The sequence below is a fragment of the Paenibacillus sp. CMAA1364 genome (genome assembly GCF_054373195.1).
In genome coordinates this window covers 128,982-146,935 of the sequence record NZ_JBITNB010000001.1, presented here as the reverse complement: position 1 = coordinate 146,935, position 17,954 = coordinate 128,982, and the positions used below count along the sequence as shown (strand labels likewise).

Sequence of the window (17,954 nt, the reverse complement as noted above, 5' to 3'; positions counted from 1 at the left end):
TTGGGGGCAACAGCGATCGGAAGGATAATCCGTAACCTCTTATTTCAAAGTAATCCATTCATCTCGATGGATCACTTCTAGGCGGTGAATATTACTTAAAACCTGATATACTTCTGAACTAGACATACCATGGATTTTTCTTAGTTGTTCGTCATCATAATTGACGATACCTCTCCCAATAACACCAGCTCCCATATTAAGCACTTCAACGACATCTCCAGCGTGGAAATGACCCTTTACGAGCTTGACACCGACTGGGAGTAGACTATGTCCTCCATGCGTAAGTGCTTTCTCTGCACCTTCATCTACAGTGATCGAACCAAGTGGGGTGGACATGAATCCTAGCCATTGTTTTTTCATGGAGAGGGAAGATAGCGCTGTGTCGAAGTATGTTCCTTGTCCTCCGCCTGTAACTACTCGTTGTAGATCGCCCTCCGTGGTCGCCTTGCCAACAAAGACAGGAACACCCCCTCTAGTTGCGATCTTGGCAGCATCGACTTTGGAACGCATACCACCTGTACCTAGTGCTGAGCCAGCACCACCTGCATAACTATATATTTCATCCGTAATTTCTCCAATACGATCGAACCTTGTTGCATCTGGATTGATTCGTGGATCGCCCGAATACAAACCGTCCATGTCTGTCAGAATGAATAGATGTTGGGCCTTTACTAAATTAGCGACAAGGGCAGACAATGTATCGTTATCTCCAAATTTCAGTTCATCTACAGAGACGGTATCATTCTCGTTGAAGATTGGGATGACGCCTTGTTTCAATAATTCATCCACGGTCATGCCAGCATTATTCATTCGTTTGCGACTACAGAAATCTGTTCGTGTAAGAAGCAATTGAGCGGTAACAATGCCGTATGACCCAAAAGCTTGTTGATAAGCTTGCATGAGTAATGCTTGGCCTACCGCGGCTGCTGCTTGTTTCTCATGCAATAGACGTGGACGAGAGGAATAGCCAATCTCACGGAAGCCTGCGGCTACTGCACCTGATGTGACCAATAAGACTTCGTGACCCATTGCGCGTAAGGAGGCCATTTCCCCTGCAAAGAATTGAATGGCTTCTCGATTGAGTGCACCTTCTTCAGAAGTAAGAGAGCTACTTCCAATTTTGACGACGATACGGGATGACACAACATTCACTTCCTTTATAGATACTAATTCTACCAATCATTGTATAACAAAAAAACCTTCATCCTTGACGAGCAAAGGACGAAAGTTATAGCTTCCGCGGTACCACCTTTATTGATGAAAATTTCATCCAACTTGATTACCTAGTAACAGTAGGGACTGTCCTACCATTTCGGCAGACCGCTCAGGGGTAGGATCATAAGGATTCAAGGTAAATTCTTTCAGCCAAGGAATTTACTCTCTGATTACATGAAATTACTTCACTTATGGAGGCCCGTCGACACGTTTATATGTATTTTAGAATGTTTATTTTCAAATAGAATACCATGGAAGACATGGCTTTGCAAAAGATTTAACATGGCAGACTACTGTAAATTCTGCATCGACTTTTTAAATGTTGCAATAAAAGCTTCAGCTGCCTTAGACAGATAACGACCTTTGCGATAGGCAACAACAAGCGTTCGATAAGGAATGGGCTCAGCTAATGGTAAATAAATCGGAACGAATTCAGACCTAGGTGCGCGTGCGATATATCTCGGGACAAGTGTGACACCCATACCTGCGGCTACTAGGGATTGAATGGTCTCCATGTTACTACTCTCAAACACAACTCGAGGGACAAACCCAGCTTGTTGACACAGATCAAAGGTCATTGTACGGAATCCCTGACCTTTCTTAAGAACAATGAATGGCTCATCACGTAGTTCTTCTAATTGAACGGGTACGGGTGAATGGTTATCTTGGGCTCTTATCGCAAGAGGATGTTGTGGGGGAACGGCAAGATCAATTAATTCTTCCCCTATAATTTCATAAGCAAGTGATGGTTCTACTAAAGGTAAGGAGAGCAAGCTTAGATCTGTTCTGCCCGCCGCAGTCAGTTTCTCTAAATTCATCGATGAGTCTTCAAGTAGACTGATTTCAATCTCGGGAAAGTCTATATTGAAGCTTGGTAACACATAAGGAAGTAAGTGAGACCCCGTAATTGGCATGCTTCCCACAACGACTTTACCTCCACGAAGTTGTGAAATGTCTGACATTTCCTGACGTAATAACTCAACTGCATCGATGATCTTCTGCGCTTGTTCTATAAATTTTTCTCCAGCATGAGTAAGCTCAACACTACTCGTATTACGCTGAAACAGAAGCACACCAATTTCCTTCTCTAGCTTGGATAACTGTTGACTAAGGGAAGGTTGAGCAATATGTAATTTCTCTGCCGCCCGTGAGAAATTTCGTTCGGCAGCAATTTGTATGGCATAATGTAATTGTCTTAGTTCCATAGGAAACCCTCCTTCAATGTGGGTTTATTTGAAATCTAATTCTATCATAAGAGACATATTTTTACTAAGAGCGTCTGTTAAGAAGAGAATGCATTATTTTAAATAGTTCTATTAAGTGTTGACATTAGGCAGGATGCTATGTAAAATAAAAAAAGCATCATTTGATAACGATTATCAATATCATCCAATTGAAATATAATAAGAATAGGCGGATACAAATTATGAATTTAACTAAATTAATCAAACCTTTATTGACTAGTACATTGCTGATGATTGTTCTAGCCGGGTGCGGAACAACTCAAAGTGAAACAGAAGTGGAGAAAGTAGCTTCAAAACCTGAAACAACTAAAAATCAAGAAGTAAATATTTTCACTGGAAGAAACTATGAAGTTGATGATGAGCTTTATAAAAAATTCACAGAAGAAACAGGCATTAAAGTGAATGTTGTAAAAGGTAAAGCTGAAGAGCTTATCGAGAGATTAAAGCGTGAAGGAGAAAGTACTGCAGCTGATTTATTCGTTACAGTAGACGGTGGAATCCTTGCTAACGCTAAGAAAAATGAAATACTCCAAACAGTTACTTCGGATATCATTAATGAAAATGTACCTGAACACCTTCGTGATGTTGATAATAACTGGATTGGGTTGGCAACAAGAGCACGCATAATTGCCTATTCAAAAGACAGAGTTTCACCTGAGGAATTGTCTACTTATGAGGATTTAACAAGTGACAAATGGAAAGGGAAGTTGTTAGTCCGTTCTTCAACAAGTTTATATAACCAATCATTACTTGCTTCCTTTATTGAGTTGAATGGAGAAGAACAAGCTGAACAATGGTCTCAAGGAATCGTTAATAATTTTGCCCGCCAGCCAGATGGCGGTGACCGGGACCAAGCGCATGCAATTGCTGCAGGCACTGGAGATATTGCCATTATGAATACCTATTATGTAGGTCTGCTTGCAAATTCTGAAGATCCTGAAGAAGTAAAAGTTGCTGATCAAATCGGAGTCTTCTTCCCGAACCAAGAAACGAATGGTACTCATGTTAATATTAGTGGAATTGGCTTAACGAAACATAGTAAGAATAAGGAAAATGCGATTCAACTAATTGAGTTTATGACATCTGTTGAAGCTCAAGAGATCTTGTCAGCAAATAATTATGAGTTTCCAGTAAACCCTAATGCAGAAAAACCAGCGTTGCTAAAGAGCTGGGGAGACTTCAAAATCCAACAACTTAACTTTGATACTTTAGGGGAGCATAATAAAAAGGCAATTGAAATCTTCAATAAAACAAGTTGGAAATAATATGAGATTAGAACTGATGAAACGTAGCATAAAAAAAGAGTTTAACGGTTGGTGGATGATTAGTATCATTGGGGCAGTAGTAATTCTACTGCCTATCCTATTTATCTTCTCTTCTATATTTCAAGAACCCAATGAAAACTGGTTTCATATTCGCCAGTATTTATTGAAGAATTATGTTGCAAATACGATCATAATTGTAGTTGTAACGGGTGCTCTAACTGCCTTTTTAGGTGTAACACTGGCATGGCTGGTTGCAGCTTATGATTTTCCGTTGAAAAGATTTTTCCGTTGGGGGTTAATTTTGCCTCTTTCGATTCCACCATATATTGGAGCATATACCTATCGAACGATGCTAGGCTACACCGGAATCATTCAAACGACTTTTCGAAATCATTATAATTATCGGATCGATTCGGAGCTGTTATCCGTTTCATCATTACGTGGAGCCATCTTCGTCTTTACCATGTTCCTTTTTCCATATGTATACATTATCACTAGATCCTTTTTAGAAAATCAGAGTACTTCTTATATTGAAAATGCAAGATTATTGGGAAGAAATCCGTTAGCAATATTTACTAAAGTGGTCCTTCCACTTTCTAGACCTGCTATTGTTGGAGGTGCCATTTTGGTCATTTACGAAGTGCTAAGTGACTATGGTGTTACAAGCTATCTTGGCATTCATACCATTTCAACGGCTATTTTTCAAACGTGGTTCGGGATGTATGATGTGAATTCAGCTATGAGACTTGCTGCTTGGCTTATGGTTATTATCGTTGGAATGTTCTTTATAGAAAGACTGCTTAGGCAGCGGAGACGTTATCATATCAATACTAAATCAAGGCCTCTAGTACCTGTTAAGTTGAAAGGAATGGCTGGGATAGGCGCATTTATGTTATGCGGAGTCGTATTTCTAATTGGATTTCTCATTCCAGTTATTCAGTTGATCGCTTGGGCAAGAATGACGTTTCATAAAGTTTGGGACACTTCATTTTTCACGCTTCTTTATCAAACCGTATATGTTGCAGCTATATCTACATTGATCATCATCACGCTTTCTGTTGTTGTTGCCAATGTTTGTAGATCTCATTCTATGTTTTCATTCATATTATCGAAAAGTGTCACTACAGGTTATTCTGTTCCAGGGCCGATTATTGCCATTGGTGTACTAGCGATGTTTATCTTGCTGGATAAATGGCTCGCTCCGGTATATTCTAATATGGGACTTGGTGAAGCACCTCTCATATTAAGTTTATCTTTAGTCATGTTAATCGTTGGGTATTCAATTCGTTTTATGGCTACCGGATTTAATGCGATTGAAGTGGGATTTGAAAAAGTGGGAACGAAGTATACGGAAGCATCAAGACTACTCGGACTAGGTGTAACAAGAACCTTTTTTAAAGTTGATTTTCCATTAATTAAAGGGGCTATATTTAGTGGATTTATTTTAACGTTTGTTGAAATTTGTAAGGAATTACCCTTGGCATTGTTGTTAAGACCTTTTAATTTTGAAACGCTAGCAACAAAGACTTATCAATATGCATACGATGAGCAAATATATGAAGCATCTATATCTTCTCTTTTAATTATTGCAATTAGCATGATATCAGTCATCATTCTTCAAATGATAGGTAAGAGGGTGAAACCATGAGTATTATCGAAATTGAAGGCCTCACTTTTTCATTTTCACGGAAAGACAAACCAGTGATTAATGATTTTTCATTTTCAATGGAAAAGCTAGAGATTATGGGTATATTAGGGGAAAGTGGAAGTGGGAAAAGTACATTACTTCGCTTAATATCAGGATTAGAGATGCCGCAAAAAGGTACCATTAAAATTGCCGGTGACACCGTTGTAAATGAAGGTGTATTTATTCATCCTGAGGAAAGAGGAGTGGGAATGGTTTTTCAAGACTATGCTCTTTTCCCTCATATGACGGTGAAAGATAATATTTTATTTGGATTATCCCGCATGCCTCGAAAGGATCGTAAGCGACGTGTAGATGAGATGCTAGATCTTGTCCAACTAGAGAGTTATGTAAAAAGATATCCACATGAATTAAGTGGTGGGCAGCAGCAAAGGGTTGCTCTTGCTAGAGCACTTGCACCTAAACCGAAAGTGTTGTTAATGGATGAACCATTCAGCAACCTAGATACGGATTTAAAAGAGTTGATTCGGGAGGAACTTCGGGTCATTCTAAAAAAAGCTAATATGACTTGTATTATAGTCACACATGATCGAAATGATGTTGAAGCGATATGTGATCATAGTATCATACTCAATCAGTCGAAAGTGATGAACGATTTCAACGAACAAAAACTCCGGATTATTAAATGAATAACGAGAAAAGTATCATTCTAATTCTGACATGCGTGGAATGATAATGTATCAGAACGTTAGGGTCAGAGTGAAACATAAACTGACCTTTTTTGTGTTTGACTACTCATAATGACCTGAATTCAAACCTGTTATAGTTAAATCCTATAAAGTTAATAGATATTATATCTTGGAACAATGAGTGTTTTGGTGATAATATTGTAATTAATCAAGAGACGCTTCATATTGAAGCAGATCTTCCAAAGTTCGAATTAAAGATGGGGTGAATATGATGAGTAAAAAGACAATGTTTGAGAAAATTTGGGATAATCACGTCATTCATCAAGAAGAAGGCAAGCCGAGTATCATCTATATCGATTTGCATCTTGTTCATGAAGTGACTTCTCCGCAGGCTTTTGAAGGTCTTCGTTTAAGCGGGCGCCAAGTACGTCGTCCAGAGCGAACTTTCGCAACGATGGATCATAACGTACCAACAAAAGATCGATTCAACATTAAAGATCCAATCTCTAAGCAACAAATTGATACGTTGTCACAGAACTGTCGTGATTTCGGTGTGAAATTATATGACCTTGATAGTATTGAACAAGGGGTAGTTCACGTTATGGGGCCTGAACTTGGTCTTACGAATCCAGGGAAGACGATCGTATGTGGGGATAGTCATACTTCAACTCACGGTGCTTTCGGTGCATTAGCATTCGGTATTGGTACAAGTGAAGTTGAACATGTATTAGCTACGCAATGTTTACAACAATCCAAAGCTAGAACAATGGAGATCCGTTTTATAGGTAAACGTAATCTAGGTGTTACCGCTAAAGATATGATTCTAGGCGTAATTGCTAAGTATGGTACAGATTTCGCAACGGGATATGTTATTGAATACACGGGTGACTCTATCGTGTCGTTAACGATGGAAGAGCGTATGACCATCTGTAATATGTCTATTGAAGGTGGAGCGAGAGCAGGAATGATCGCACCAGACCAGACAACATTTGACTATCTACGTGGTCGTGAACATGTACCACAAGGGGCTGACTTCGACAAGGCTGTTGAAGATTGGAAGCAATTGTGTACGGATGATGGTGCTGAATTCGATACGATATTGGAATTCGATGTCGATTCATTAATTCCTCAAGTGACTTGGGGTACAAGTCCAGGAATGGGAACAGATATTACATCTAAGGTTCCTGTGCCATCCGAACTACCAACGGAGAATGAACGTAAAGCTGCAGAAGATGCACTCGAATATATGGATCTTAAACCAGGAACGCCAATGACGGATATTGAGATTGATTATGTCTTTATTGGATCTTGTACAAATGGTCGTATTGAAGATTTACGCGCGGCGGCAGCTGTAGCCAAAGGCTATAGTGTGGCTGGTAGAGTAACGGCTATCGTCGTACCTGGATCAGGTAGAGTCAAGATTCAAGCGGAGCAAGAAGGACTTGATAAAATATTCACTGACGCAGGCTTTGAATGGCGTGACGCAGGATGCAGTATGTGTCTAGCCATGAATCCAGATGTTCTTGAGCCTGGACAACGTTGTGCATCTACATCGAATCGTAACTTCGAAGGTCGTCAAGGACGTGGAGGACGTACACATCTTGTATCTCCTGCTATGGCAGCAGCGGCTGCGGTTAAAGGTAGATTCACAGATATCCGTGAGTGGAACTTCAAGACGGAAATAGCGAACTAAGAAAGAGAAGAGAGGAGCTAACAATATGGATGCATTTACTAAATTAACAGGAATTGTAGGACCCGTAGATCGAGTTAACGTAGATACAGATGCTATTATACCTAAACAATTTCTAAAAAGAATCGAGCGTACTGGATTTGGTCAATTTCTGTTCTATGAATGGCGTTTCGACCAACAAGGTAACATTATCGAGAGTTTCGATCTGAATAAGCCTCGCTACCAAGGAGCGTCCGTTCTTGTTTCTAGAGCGAACTTTGGTTGTGGGTCATCACGTGAGCATGCGCCTTGGGCGATTCTAGATTATGGCTTCAAATGCGTTATTGCACCTTCTTTTGCAGATATCTTCTATAATAACTGTTTCAAGAACAGTATCTTACCGATCAAGCTTTCAGAAGAGCAGGTAGATGATATATTTAAAAGAACGGCTGCGAATGACGGTTATCAACTGCATGTTGATCTAGAGAACCAGACGCTAACGGATGATTATGGTCTGCACATCGATTTCCAGATTGATGAACACCGTCGTCAATTCTTACTTCAAGGTCTGGATGATATCGGTCTAACACTGCAACATGAAGATGCCATTACGGCATTTGAGCAGAATAGAGATAACGCGGCAGTAGTCTAATTTCATAAAATATGTTCTCTAGGGTTCCGCAACGATCGTTGTTGGTCTGGTCCGAGAGAGAACTCATAGCGTTGCTATGCCACGGAAGGATAAAAGCCTGGGAGATACTGTTGAGTGAACAGTGATCTCCTGGGTTCTTTTTGTTTTTTTGTAACTAAATAAGGATAAGGGGTGCGATACATGAATCGGGAATGGTTGAAGGTCATCATTGCAGCTTTTTTTGAAGTGATGTGGGTTATTGGGTTGAAGCATGCGAATGATGTTTGGACATGGACGGGTACTCTGATAGCGATCGTTGTCAGCTTCTATGTATTGATTATGGCTGGAAGAAAGCTTCCCATTGGAACGGTCTATGCCGTCTTTGTTGGGATGGGTACAGCTGGTACGGTTCTAGCCGATGTTGTCCTTTTCGGGGAACCTATCAAGCTTATGACTATACTGCTTATCGTCTTATTACTGGCAGGTGTATTGGGTCTCAAATTAGTGACTGAAGAGAAGAGTGAGAAGGAGGCGAATACGTAATGGCTTGGATTTCTTTGATTTGTGCGGGGATGTTTGAGATGTTAGGTGTGGCTATGATTGCTAAATGGCATCGAGACAGACGTTGGCAGACTATGATTATATTATTCGGAGGGTTCGGTGCGAGTTTCTTATTACTTGCTCTAGCTATGAAGACATTACCGATGGGAACATCCTATGCGATTTGGACAGGTATTGGGGCATCGGGTGGTGCCATATTAGGTATGTTGTTATATGGAGAATCAAGGGATTGGAAACGAATGGTATGTATATCGATGATTGTGTGCTCAGCCATTGGGTTAAAGCTAGTTTCCTAAGAAAATGATGAGAAAAAGCAGGAATTCCGAACATTAGCTAGAATATTGTTAATATTGCAAAAAATGATGACGAATAGGGTTTGTTAAGCAACAACATATTTGAAATATTACAACTGAGGTGAAAAATGAAGAAATTTAGTTTTCTACTGTTGTTATGTGTGCTGTTTTTGGTCGTTTATCCAACGAATAGTCAAGCGGCTCCATCTCCTTCTAAGATCATTCTGGATGGTCAAGAAATTACCATGCCGGATAATGTTCAAGTCCAGATTGTTAACGACAACGTGATGATTCCGATTCGAGTCGTTGTCGAGAATCTTAAATTTAAAGTCGACTGGAATCCAACGGATAAAAAAGTGAAAATTCAACAAAATTCAAAAGTGATCACCCTGACCGTGAACAAAGATGAAGTCATCATTGACGGGAAGAAAATTAATCTGCGAACTGCACCACAACTATTTAATAGTTCAGTTATCGTTCCCATTCGTTTCGTAAGTGAGCAGATGGGATTGCTAGTAAGCTGGGATGCATTGGATAAGACGGTTTATTTAACAAGCAATACATCTTCTTCCACTGATAATGGACAAGCAAGCGGGGACGAGAAGGTCGATTTACCTATTCTAACAAATCCTAATAAGCAAGAACCAACGATCACTAATCCTGTCGTTGATCCTACTGTCAATGCGAACGTAAAGGTAAATAGAATAGAATTTGTGAATAACCAATTAGTTGTATCCATGGATGGTACGACTAAGGCAAATACATTTAGACTATCGAATCCAGATCGTATTGTAGTTGACTTTCCTAACACGATATTTGCAGATACATTTGCGACGATTCATACGTTGAGGCCTTCATTGCAAGGAGAATTAAACAAGCTAGATTTGAGTATATATCCTAATGTGAAAGATGTAAGATATTCGATTCACACGGAGAAGGAAAAAGTGCTTCGTGTTGTAATTGAACTAGATCGTGAACAGAACTTCCAAATGAAAGAAGAACTAGTTTCTAATATATTTATTTTGGATCTGAATGTTCCGGAAGATCCAATCGGGAATGTAGACATCCCTGTTATCGATTCAGGTCGTAAGGTTGTGGTCATTGATGCAGGACATGGTGGCTCAGCACCCGGATCTACGAGTATAACTGGTGTTCAAGAGAAGAAATTCACGTTGTCGATTGCTCTAAAAGTACAACAACTTCTTTTGAAAGAATCGAATTTGGATGTTGTCATGACGCGTGAGACGGATGTGGATGTATCCTTGTCTCAACGTGCTCAACTTGCCAATCAATTATCTGCTGATGTATTTGTCTCCATACACGGCAATAGTAATCCATCTTCAAGTCCCAATGGAACAGAATCTTACTATTATAAGCGTAAAGACAGCAAAGAACTTGCAAAGCATATTCATCATTATTTAATAGAAGCAACGGGGTTGAAGGATCGTGGCGTGAAGGATGATAACTTCCATGTCATTAGAGAAACGACAATGCCTGCAACGCTTTTAGAAATTGGATTCCTTAGTAATAAAGCGGATGAAGCTGTATTATTTACGGAAGACTTGCAGAATCGAGTAGCTCAGGCGATTGTAAATGGTATTAAAGATTACCTTAACGTAGGATCGAATTGATTTCTCTTGGGGGATGTGCTCATATTGAATAATAAATTGAAATGTATCCTAATATTATCTGTATTCATTGTTCTGACTGTAACAGCATGTGGGCAGAAGCCAGTAACCAAAGTTGTTACTAGGGAGGACGTGATTGTGGTTGATCAAGAACCCAAGACAGTAACTCCTGAAGCGACGACAGCATCCGTTCCATCGATTAAAGATGCGCAAGTGGATGATAAAAAAGAAACGGTTACGCCTTCGAAATCGACCGAGGTCGAAAAAGACACAATGATGAAACAATTAATTTCCAGTTACTTCACAGATCCACAAGCTGAAAAACTGGTAAAAGTTGAACTAGCGATCACATTCTCTAATGATGTTGAGAAGTATATAGCTGCGTTTAGGACATTGCAGTTCAGTGGGAATTCAGAGCTGATTCCATTGTGGGGTGGTGTAGAAATGAAGACAATCACATTTAAAGATGGACAGATCACAGTGGATATTCATCTCCCAGATGCTGCAAGATTAGGTGCAGGTGGAGAGGATTTCGCATTAACGGCACTCCGTAACACATGGTTTCAATTTAGTGAAGTTAAGAGTATTGATCTTCTAGTAGATGGTCAGTCTGTAGAGAGTCTTATGGGTCATGTTGAGTTAGAACACCCAATGGTTAGATAAGAAGTAGTGTAAGAGAATAGGTTGGTACTTTTATGTAAATATGGATACGAAACCTGATGGTGATTCTGCTATCAGGTTTTTTTAATGAGGAAAAAGGAAGATATTCGCAACCTTTGTAGTTTAAAAACGTCTAATAGTTGTCCAAGGAGAGGGAGTGTGCATGGATTCAGTGGATAAGAATAACAAATTTTAAAAAATTTAAAGAATGGTAGGGTGAATGATGAAGAAATTAAGCTTTCTATTGTTTATTATCATCTTTGTTATGGCATTTCCAAACAAGGGACAAGCGGCTTCAGGACATTCAAATGTATATTTGAACGGTAAGGAACTTGAATTTGCAACAAATGTTAAGATGGAGAACATTAATAATAATATAATGATTCCTATTCGTGTCGTCTCAGAAAACCTAGGATTCGAAGTCTTGTGGCAACAAAAAGAGCGCACGGTAACTATAAAGAATAAACAGTCCGTTATTAAATTGGTCGTAAATCAAAAAACTGCGTATGTAGATAGTAAAAAGGCGACTTTATCAATAGCTCCCATATTGAAAAATGATACCGTTATGGTGCCACTTCGTTTTGTAGGTGAAGAAATGGGATTATTGGTAGACTGGAACAACAAAACTAAAACCGTATACTTATTATCACCAGATAAGGGGCCAGATGAAACAGATCAAGAGGAATCTGTTACTGATCCAGATGATAACGATAAACCATCGAGTCCAGTCTTGGCGACAATTAAAAGTATGAATTTTACTGAGAACCGTTTAATGATTGGTATAACGGGTAATACACAACCAAAGGTATCTATACTATCTGCACCAGATCGTATAGTAATCGATATGCCTTATGCTCAGTTCTCTGATACATATCAGATATCACAACCATTGGATAAAAACTTAAATGGTAGCTTCTATGTGCTAGGTTCTCCAGCAATATCTCAAGTCAGATATTCATTGTTTAACAACTCACCTGCGACAGTAAGAGTTGTCATGGATATGAATTATATGCCGAAGTATAGCGCATATACCGAGAATAATATGTTTGTCATTGAATTGGATGCATCTATGCCCGATACTAACTATCCCAATGTAGGTAATGGCAAGAAGATTGTAGTCATTGATGCTGGACACGGCGCTCATGACCCTGGGGCATCAGGAGCGATTGGAAAAAAAGAACCAGGTAAGAAAGAGAAAGATTTCAATCTTGCAGTGGCTCTAAAAACGGAGAAGTTATTAAAGAATGAACCTGAATTAGAAGTCGTATTGACTCGTAGAAATGATACATTCCTTGACTTAAAGCAACGCGTTAAAATTGCTAATGATCTAAATGCATCAGTATTCGTGTCCATACACGCGAATAGTTCGACATCAGCTGCTGCAACAGGCACGGAGACCTATTACAAGAATGATAGTAGTCTTGCATTTGCAAAAATAATGCATAAGTATTTAGTACCCGCAACAGGATTGAAAGATCGTGGTGTACGTTATGGTAACTTCCATGTCATTCGTGAAACGAAGATGGCAGCGGTATTACTAGAGGCGGGATATTTAAGTAACAAATCAGATGAATCTAAATTATTCACGGAAGATTTACAGAATCGTGTTGCACAAGGAATTGTGAATGGCATCAAGGAATATTTGGGTGTGAAGTAATATACAACAAAACTTAAGTAACGCTTTCGAAGTGAGTTTTGTAGAAGATTAATCAAGAAGTATATACAACAAAACTTTTAGGGGGAGAGATTATGAGCAGAAAATGGTGGAGTACGGGGCTTCTAGCCTTAGTTGTAGTGCTTGGAACTGGCTGTGGGGATAAGCCTACGGCGCAACCAAATGAAACACAACCAGAGATAGAAATTCCAACGACGAATACATCAGGTGGAGGAAATACGATTGAAGTTGAAGATAAAGCACCTGTCGATCCATCAAAGAAAGAGACCATTAAGGTATATTTCACTGATCCAGAGGCATTGGAAGTGGTTGAGAACAAAACAGAGATCTCGTTTAAGAATGACTCGGAAAAATATGAGGCCGCTTTTAAGGCTTTACAAAAAAATGATGACGCCAAGTTCATCTCATTATGGAATGGAATGGAATTACTCTCTTTGAAATTTAAAGATGGTGAAGTAACGATAGATATTAATCTCCCAGATGAAGCACGTCTTGGATCTAGTGGTGAAATGTTCGCCATAGAAGCACTTCAGAAAACCATGTTCCAATTCGATGAAGTTAAAGCGATAGAACTACTAGTGAATGGCGAGCAAATCGAGTCGCTCATGGGACATGTTGATCTTGAACATCCAATGATGAAAAAATAGAGAAAAAGTAGGAAAAGCAGGAATTGAAGCATAAACAACGAATATTATCTGTTATTACAGCAGTTCGATCTGTGCTCATAAGAGAGGGGAACAAACATGAAGTCTAAGCGTAACCATTCAATTCATTCCAAAAAGGTAGTATCGGCTGTTCTTGCAAGCTTGGTAGCTTTAAGTCCAGGGACGGCTGTATTTGCAGATGCTACAACAAATGTAACTGCGAACAATGCTATGTCTTATGCAGGATTATTTAGTGATGTGAAGAGTGGATATTGGGCCGACAAGCATATTAATAAGCTTGCATCTCTGAAGATCATTCTAGGGGATAAGGGTTTATTCAGACCTAATGATAGTGTTACACAGCAAGAAGCGATAACGATGGCGATCCGTTTTATGAATATAGAGGATCAACTAAATAACGATGCATCCATTGTATTTCCATCTAACTTTACGGTGAATAATTACTATAAACCATATCTTGCGTTGGCTTTTCAGCATAAATTGTTAGATAAAAAGGTTGAAGCAGATGATGCGACAACAAAAGCAGCTTGGGGTTCGAAGAAAGCTAGTCGAGAATGGATTACAGAACTGTTGATACGTGCTATTGGAAAAGAAAGTGAAGCGATAGCTCTATCCTCAAAAGCAACTTCATTCGTAGATAACAGTAGAATATCTAAGTCCAAATTAGGTTTTGTTAATGCTGCGATTCAACTAGGAATAACGAATGGTGTTGAAGGTAATCGATTTGATCCATTGGGTTCGGTCACTAGAGCACAATTAGCGACATTCTTTAGCCGAGGTCAAGACCACACAGATACGAAGTACGCAAATGCTACAGAAGGCATTGTGACAGCGATTTCGAATAATTCGATTAGCTTATCTGTGAATGGTAGTATACGCAATTTTCCAATTACTCCAACAACCAGCTATTATACCAAGACATCAGAAGCTAAAATGTCATTATCTGATATAAAGTTGTATTCTAAAGTAATGATCGTGGATAATAATGGAAGTTCCTCATATGTAGAAATCATTGACCCGAAAGAGCAATTGGAGACTATCGAGACGACATTTGAGCGTCTATTCCCAGGTAATTCTCTTGGGACATCATCCAATACTGGATTTGAATCTTATCAATATCAAGCCAATACAACCTTCCTTGATGTGAATGGGAAGAAGATCGAAGCCAAAGACATAACACCTGGTAGTCAAATTATTATTAAGCGTGAGAATTTCTCTTCGAGTAAGAATATAATTATTGTTCAAGTGAAGACAGGTATTGTGAATAAGAAAGACTCCGGAACATTAGAGAATATGGATGTAAATAATAAGACCGTTATCATAAAGAACTCAGTAGGTACAATGGAAACGTATAAATGGGAGAGTGTTCCCTCCATTAATTATCAGGGACAATTCCTTACACCCATGGAATTAATGAAAGGTTCCCAGATTAACTATGAAATTAAGAACAATAATCTGGTGTCCATTGTAGTAACACAAGCTGTTGAACGTAAGGTAACGGGAACACTGTATGAGGTAGGTTCCAACGGAACCATCACATTTACCAAACCAGACGGGAACCTAGATGTGAAGTTATTATCTTCTAAGGTCGAAATCCTGATCAATGGATTAGACAAGCCTGTTCTAAGTGACTTGATCGCAGGTCCTAAAGATGGGGATAAGATTGAATTGACATTGGATGCGAAGGAAGTTATAACTAAAATCGCTGTTTTGAGTAGAAATGTGGAACAGAAGCAAGGGGTTACTGTTGTAGATTATCGAAACAAAGATAAGGAAAGATGGTTGACGATAGAAGATGCCAATCATAAAAGATTTGTATATTCTTTAGATGACAAAACGAAGGTTAGTTATAATACGATTAGTCCTACATTAGCTGGAATTGAGCCGCTATTATCCGAAGGTCGTAAAGTAAATATAAGTTATATTAATGGACGAGTTCTATCTATAGAAATCGTATATAAATATGATGGAATTGTAACTGCAGTGGACACCATGGCTAGAAAGATTACGATCCAAGGAATTGATGGTCAAAGTAAAACATTTGCTTATCAAATACCTTTCATTGAGATGAATGGTAAAGGGAATCTAACGATGTCAGATGTGAAGATTGGTAGCGAGGTATCCATCTTACTTGCGGATAATCAAGAAGTGGTGTCTAAAATTCTTCTTCCATCAACGGCTCAATACGAAGTGGCAACGGTGGATTCAGGTAATAAGTGGGTTACAACGAAATTCGGAATAGCTTTAAGCCATATTTATTTAGATCAAGCCACGGTGAAGAATGAGAGTGGTCAGATTATAAAAGGTTCTGATATTCAACCTGGACAAGTTGTAAATGTAGTATATCGAGGAAATACACCGATATCTGTGCAGCTGACGAAGATGACAATAGGTCAAGTGCTTACGGTAGATGCATCAACTTCTAGTGTAGGCGTAAAAACTTATAATGGGACCACAGAAGTAGTAAAGGTCGATGGTGCATTAAAAATAGTTCGTGGAAGCAACATAAGTACGAACTTAAATGGATTAATTGCTACAGATCGAGTTGAAATTCGTAAAGATGTGGATGGAACATCCATCATCAAGGTGCTAACCTCATCGAAGCATGAGTTCTGGAAGCATACAAGTGGATCACAAGAAATTTATGTGAAACGTCAATATGTTTCAGATAATAATCGATTTATTTTATCACCAAACGCGTATATTCACCAAAGTGACACCACAATACCCGTGCAATCTTTAAAAGAAAGTGATATTATTGTACTGTATTTTAATAATGATATCGTTGTGGAAATACAGAAACAATAATTCTATGTTCATAAGTCATGAATTACACCGTCTTGATACGGGATGTGCTTCCTGGATCAAGACGGTTTTTTTTGTCAGGAGGTATTCATTATGGTAGCTTCGAGCGTGCGACATATATTGGATACGATGGCGGATATGTTCCCTAATGCTTACTGTGAATTGATCCATAGCAATGCATTTGAATTAACCATTGCTGTGCTATTATCTGCGCAATGTACGGATGAGACCGTGAATAAAGTGACGAAGGATCTCTTTCTCAAATACAGATCACCCCGAGATTATATTGATGTTCCGATAGAAGAATTGGAACAGGATATTCGTAGAATTGGGCTTTATCGTAATAAGGCCAAGCATATCCAACAATTATGTCGTATGGTGATCGATGAATATGATGGAGATGTCCCTAGAACTTATGAACAATTGGTGTTGCTTCCAGGGGTTGGACGAAAGACAGCTAACGTTGTCATGTCCAATGCATTTGGGATTCCAGCGATAGCCGTGGACACCCATGTTGAGCGTGTATCTAAACGTCTAGGATTAGCAGGTTGGAATGATACGGTGCTTGAGGTGGAAAAGAAGCTGATGAAGAAGATTCCCAAAGATGAGTGGACTGTGAATCATCATCGGATTATCTTCTTTGGACGATACCATTGTAAGGCTCAAAGCCCACAGTGTCCCGTCTGTCCATTACTCGATGTATGTCGTGAAGGCAAAAAACGTATGAAGTTGACGAAAACAAGGAAAGATAAAGAGAATAGTGGATAGTGAATATTAGAGCTGGAGAAGGATGGGATATTAGATGAAGTGTATTTCCGTATATACAAACAATTTTGAACAATTTTCTGATATTTTCGAGAATATTGTAGACAGTGAATTTGAAGATAATGAAGAGAAAGAGTTGGATGGCATTACTGTTAGCCATTCAGCAGAAGTTCCAGAACTCTACATTGAGCGTATGTCCGTAAAACCAGAAGTCGTTGTAATGAAAGATAAATCGCGTGGTGTGACGATTCTACAACATGGTTCAGTATTTGAAATTTTATTTCCTGACCTTGTGAGTGTATCTGTCTAAGTAGGTTAAGATATAGGCTTCATGGTTACATCTAAAAAGAAATAAAATCGAAGAATTGTCTTCGATTTTATTTCTTTTTTATTTTATATTTTCATAATCAGCATCGTTTGAAGGATACCCTTCATGGCTTCAAAATGATAGAATGATCTTATTTATATGATAATAATCACAGGTATTGGATATAAGAATGTTGGGTACATATCAGATGACAAGTATGATCACAAGGGAGAGAAT

At 38.9% G+C, this 17,954-nt stretch carries 16 protein-coding genes and 1 riboswitch; of the genes, 14 read left to right on the top strand and 2 right to left on the bottom strand.

The annotated features are described in order from the left end of the window. Positions 1 to 39: 39 nt before the first annotated feature. Positions 40 to 1,143 (bottom strand): glutamate 5-kinase, encoded by a 1,104-nt coding sequence (gene proB / locus ACH8E3_RS00655; RefSeq protein ID WP_458630652.1) that lies wholly within the window; start codon positions 1,141 to 1,143, stop codon positions 40 to 42. A 362-nt stretch (positions 1,144 to 1,505) separates the two neighbouring features. Then, positions 1,506 to 2,420 carry a LysR family transcriptional regulator gene (locus ACH8E3_RS00650; protein WP_458630651.1) on the bottom strand — a complete coding sequence of 305 codons (915 nt, stop codon included), beginning with the start codon at positions 2,418 to 2,420 and terminating at the stop codon, positions 1,506 to 1,508. A 221-nt stretch (positions 2,421 to 2,641) separates the two neighbouring features. On the opposite strand from ACH8E3_RS00650, the gene ACH8E3_RS00645 reads away from it, so the two are divergent. From ACH8E3_RS00645 to ACH8E3_RS00580, 14 genes are all read left to right on the top strand, one after another. Next, entirely contained in the window at positions 2,642 to 3,724 is a 1,083-nt protein-coding gene (locus ACH8E3_RS00645; RefSeq protein ID WP_458630650.1) for a Fe(3+) ABC transporter substrate-binding protein, read from the top strand. A gap of 16 nt (positions 3,725 to 3,740) precedes the next feature. Continuing rightward, the gene (locus ACH8E3_RS00640; RefSeq protein WP_458630649.1) at positions 3,741 to 5,372 is read left to right on the top strand and encodes an ABC transporter permease; all 1,632 of its coding nucleotides are present in this window, start codon (positions 3,741 to 3,743) and stop codon (positions 5,370 to 5,372) included. Further along, entirely contained in the window at positions 5,369 to 6,058 is a 690-nt protein-coding gene (locus ACH8E3_RS00635; protein WP_458630648.1) for an ABC transporter ATP-binding protein, read from the top strand. Before ACH8E3_RS00640 ends, ACH8E3_RS00635 begins: the two co-directional genes overlap by 4 nt. A 271-nt stretch (positions 6,059 to 6,329) precedes the next feature. Then, positions 6,330 to 7,751 carry a 3-isopropylmalate dehydratase large subunit gene (gene leuC / locus ACH8E3_RS00630; RefSeq protein WP_458630891.1) on the top strand — a complete coding sequence of 474 codons (1,422 nt, stop codon included), beginning with the start codon at positions 6,330 to 6,332 and terminating at the stop codon, positions 7,749 to 7,751. Positions 7,752 to 7,776: 25 nt separating this feature from the next. Continuing rightward, complete coding sequence (gene leuD / locus ACH8E3_RS00625; protein WP_458630647.1) at positions 7,777 to 8,379, top strand: 3-isopropylmalate dehydratase small subunit; 603 nt, start codon at positions 7,777 to 7,779, stop codon at positions 8,377 to 8,379. A 7-nt stretch (positions 8,380 to 8,386) separates the two neighbouring features. Further along, positions 8,387 to 8,485, top strand: a riboswitch (guanidine-I (ykkC/yxkD leader). A gap of 74 nt (positions 8,486 to 8,559) precedes the next feature. Then, positions 8,560 to 8,901 carry a DMT family transporter gene (locus ACH8E3_RS00620; protein WP_458630646.1) on the top strand — a complete coding sequence of 114 codons (342 nt, stop codon included), beginning with the start codon at positions 8,560 to 8,562 and terminating at the stop codon, positions 8,899 to 8,901. Next, entirely contained in the window at positions 8,901 to 9,215 is a 315-nt protein-coding gene (locus ACH8E3_RS00615; RefSeq protein ID WP_458630645.1) for a DMT family transporter, read from the top strand. The genes ACH8E3_RS00620 and ACH8E3_RS00615 overlap by 1 nt, the downstream gene beginning before the upstream one ends. A gap of 125 nt (positions 9,216 to 9,340) precedes the next feature. Next, complete coding sequence (locus tag ACH8E3_RS00610; protein WP_458630644.1) at positions 9,341 to 10,843, top strand: N-acetylmuramoyl-L-alanine amidase; 1,503 nt, start codon at positions 9,341 to 9,343, stop codon at positions 10,841 to 10,843. Positions 10,844 to 10,867: 24 nt separating this feature from the next. Further along, the gene (locus ACH8E3_RS00605) at positions 10,868 to 11,503 is read left to right on the top strand and encodes a GerMN domain-containing protein (protein ID WP_458630643.1); all 636 of its coding nucleotides are present in this window, start codon (positions 10,868 to 10,870) and stop codon (positions 11,501 to 11,503) included. A 217-nt stretch (positions 11,504 to 11,720) separates the two neighbouring features. Next, a complete protein-coding gene (locus tag ACH8E3_RS00600; protein WP_458630642.1) occupies positions 11,721 to 13,157 on the top strand; it encodes an N-acetylmuramoyl-L-alanine amidase in 1,437 nt (478 codons plus the stop codon). Positions 13,158 to 13,249: 92 nt separating this feature from the next. After that, positions 13,250 to 13,822 (top strand): GerMN domain-containing protein, encoded by a 573-nt coding sequence (locus ACH8E3_RS00595; protein ID WP_458630641.1) that lies wholly within the window; start codon positions 13,250 to 13,252, stop codon positions 13,820 to 13,822. Positions 13,823 to 13,918: 96 nt separating this feature from the next. After that, positions 13,919 to 16,648 carry an S-layer homology domain-containing protein gene (locus ACH8E3_RS00590; protein ID WP_458630640.1) on the top strand — a complete coding sequence of 910 codons (2,730 nt, stop codon included), beginning with the start codon at positions 13,919 to 13,921 and terminating at the stop codon, positions 16,646 to 16,648. A 90-nt stretch (positions 16,649 to 16,738) separates the two neighbouring features. Beyond that, the gene (gene nth / locus ACH8E3_RS00585) at positions 16,739 to 17,413 is read left to right on the top strand and encodes an endonuclease III (protein WP_458630639.1); all 675 of its coding nucleotides are present in this window, start codon (positions 16,739 to 16,741) and stop codon (positions 17,411 to 17,413) included. 34 nt (positions 17,414 to 17,447) lie between these two features. Next, on the top strand, positions 17,448 to 17,720 hold the full coding sequence (locus ACH8E3_RS00580; RefSeq protein WP_458630638.1) for an NAD/NADP transhydrogenase alpha subunit: 273 nt from the start codon (positions 17,448 to 17,450) through the stop codon (positions 17,718 to 17,720). The last annotated feature ends 234 nt before the right edge of the window (positions 17,721 to 17,954 follow it).

What these genes read in the sequence shown, in the direction of transcription:
- leuC (WP_458630891.1), top strand. Translation starts at nt 6,330, where the DNA reads ATGAGTAAAAAGACAATGTTTGAGAAAATTTGGGATAATCACGTCATT.
- ACH8E3_RS00580 (WP_458630638.1), top strand. Translation starts at nt 17,448, where the DNA reads ATGAAGTGTATTTCCGTATATACAAACAATTTTGAACAATTTTCTGAT.
- ACH8E3_RS00610 (WP_458630644.1), top strand. Translation starts at nt 9,341, where the DNA reads ATGAAGAAATTTAGTTTTCTACTGTTGTTATGTGTGCTGTTTTTGGTC.
- ACH8E3_RS00615 (WP_458630645.1), top strand. Translation starts at nt 8,901, where the DNA reads ATGGCTTGGATTTCTTTGATTTGTGCGGGGATGTTTGAGATGTTAGGT.
- ACH8E3_RS00590 (WP_458630640.1), top strand. Translation starts at nt 13,919, where the DNA reads ATGAAGTCTAAGCGTAACCATTCAATTCATTCCAAAAAGGTAGTATCG.
- ACH8E3_RS00640 (WP_458630649.1), top strand. Translation starts at nt 3,741, where the DNA reads ATGAAACGTAGCATAAAAAAAGAGTTTAACGGTTGGTGGATGATTAGT.
- ACH8E3_RS00645 (WP_458630650.1), top strand. Translation starts at nt 2,642, where the DNA reads ATGAATTTAACTAAATTAATCAAACCTTTATTGACTAGTACATTGCTG.
- leuD (WP_458630647.1), top strand. Translation starts at nt 7,777, where the DNA reads ATGGATGCATTTACTAAATTAACAGGAATTGTAGGACCCGTAGATCGA.
- ACH8E3_RS00635 (WP_458630648.1), top strand. Translation starts at nt 5,369, where the DNA reads ATGAGTATTATCGAAATTGAAGGCCTCACTTTTTCATTTTCACGGAAA.
- ACH8E3_RS00650 (WP_458630651.1), bottom strand. Translation starts at nt 2,420, where the DNA reads ATGGAACTAAGACAATTACATTATGCCATACAAATTGCTGCCGAACGA.
- nth (WP_458630639.1), top strand. Translation starts at nt 16,739, where the DNA reads ATGGTAGCTTCGAGCGTGCGACATATATTGGATACGATGGCGGATATG.
- ACH8E3_RS00595 (WP_458630641.1), top strand. Translation starts at nt 13,250, where the DNA reads ATGAGCAGAAAATGGTGGAGTACGGGGCTTCTAGCCTTAGTTGTAGTG.
- ACH8E3_RS00600 (WP_458630642.1), top strand. Translation starts at nt 11,721, where the DNA reads ATGATGAAGAAATTAAGCTTTCTATTGTTTATTATCATCTTTGTTATG.
- ACH8E3_RS00620 (WP_458630646.1), top strand. Translation starts at nt 8,560, where the DNA reads ATGAATCGGGAATGGTTGAAGGTCATCATTGCAGCTTTTTTTGAAGTG.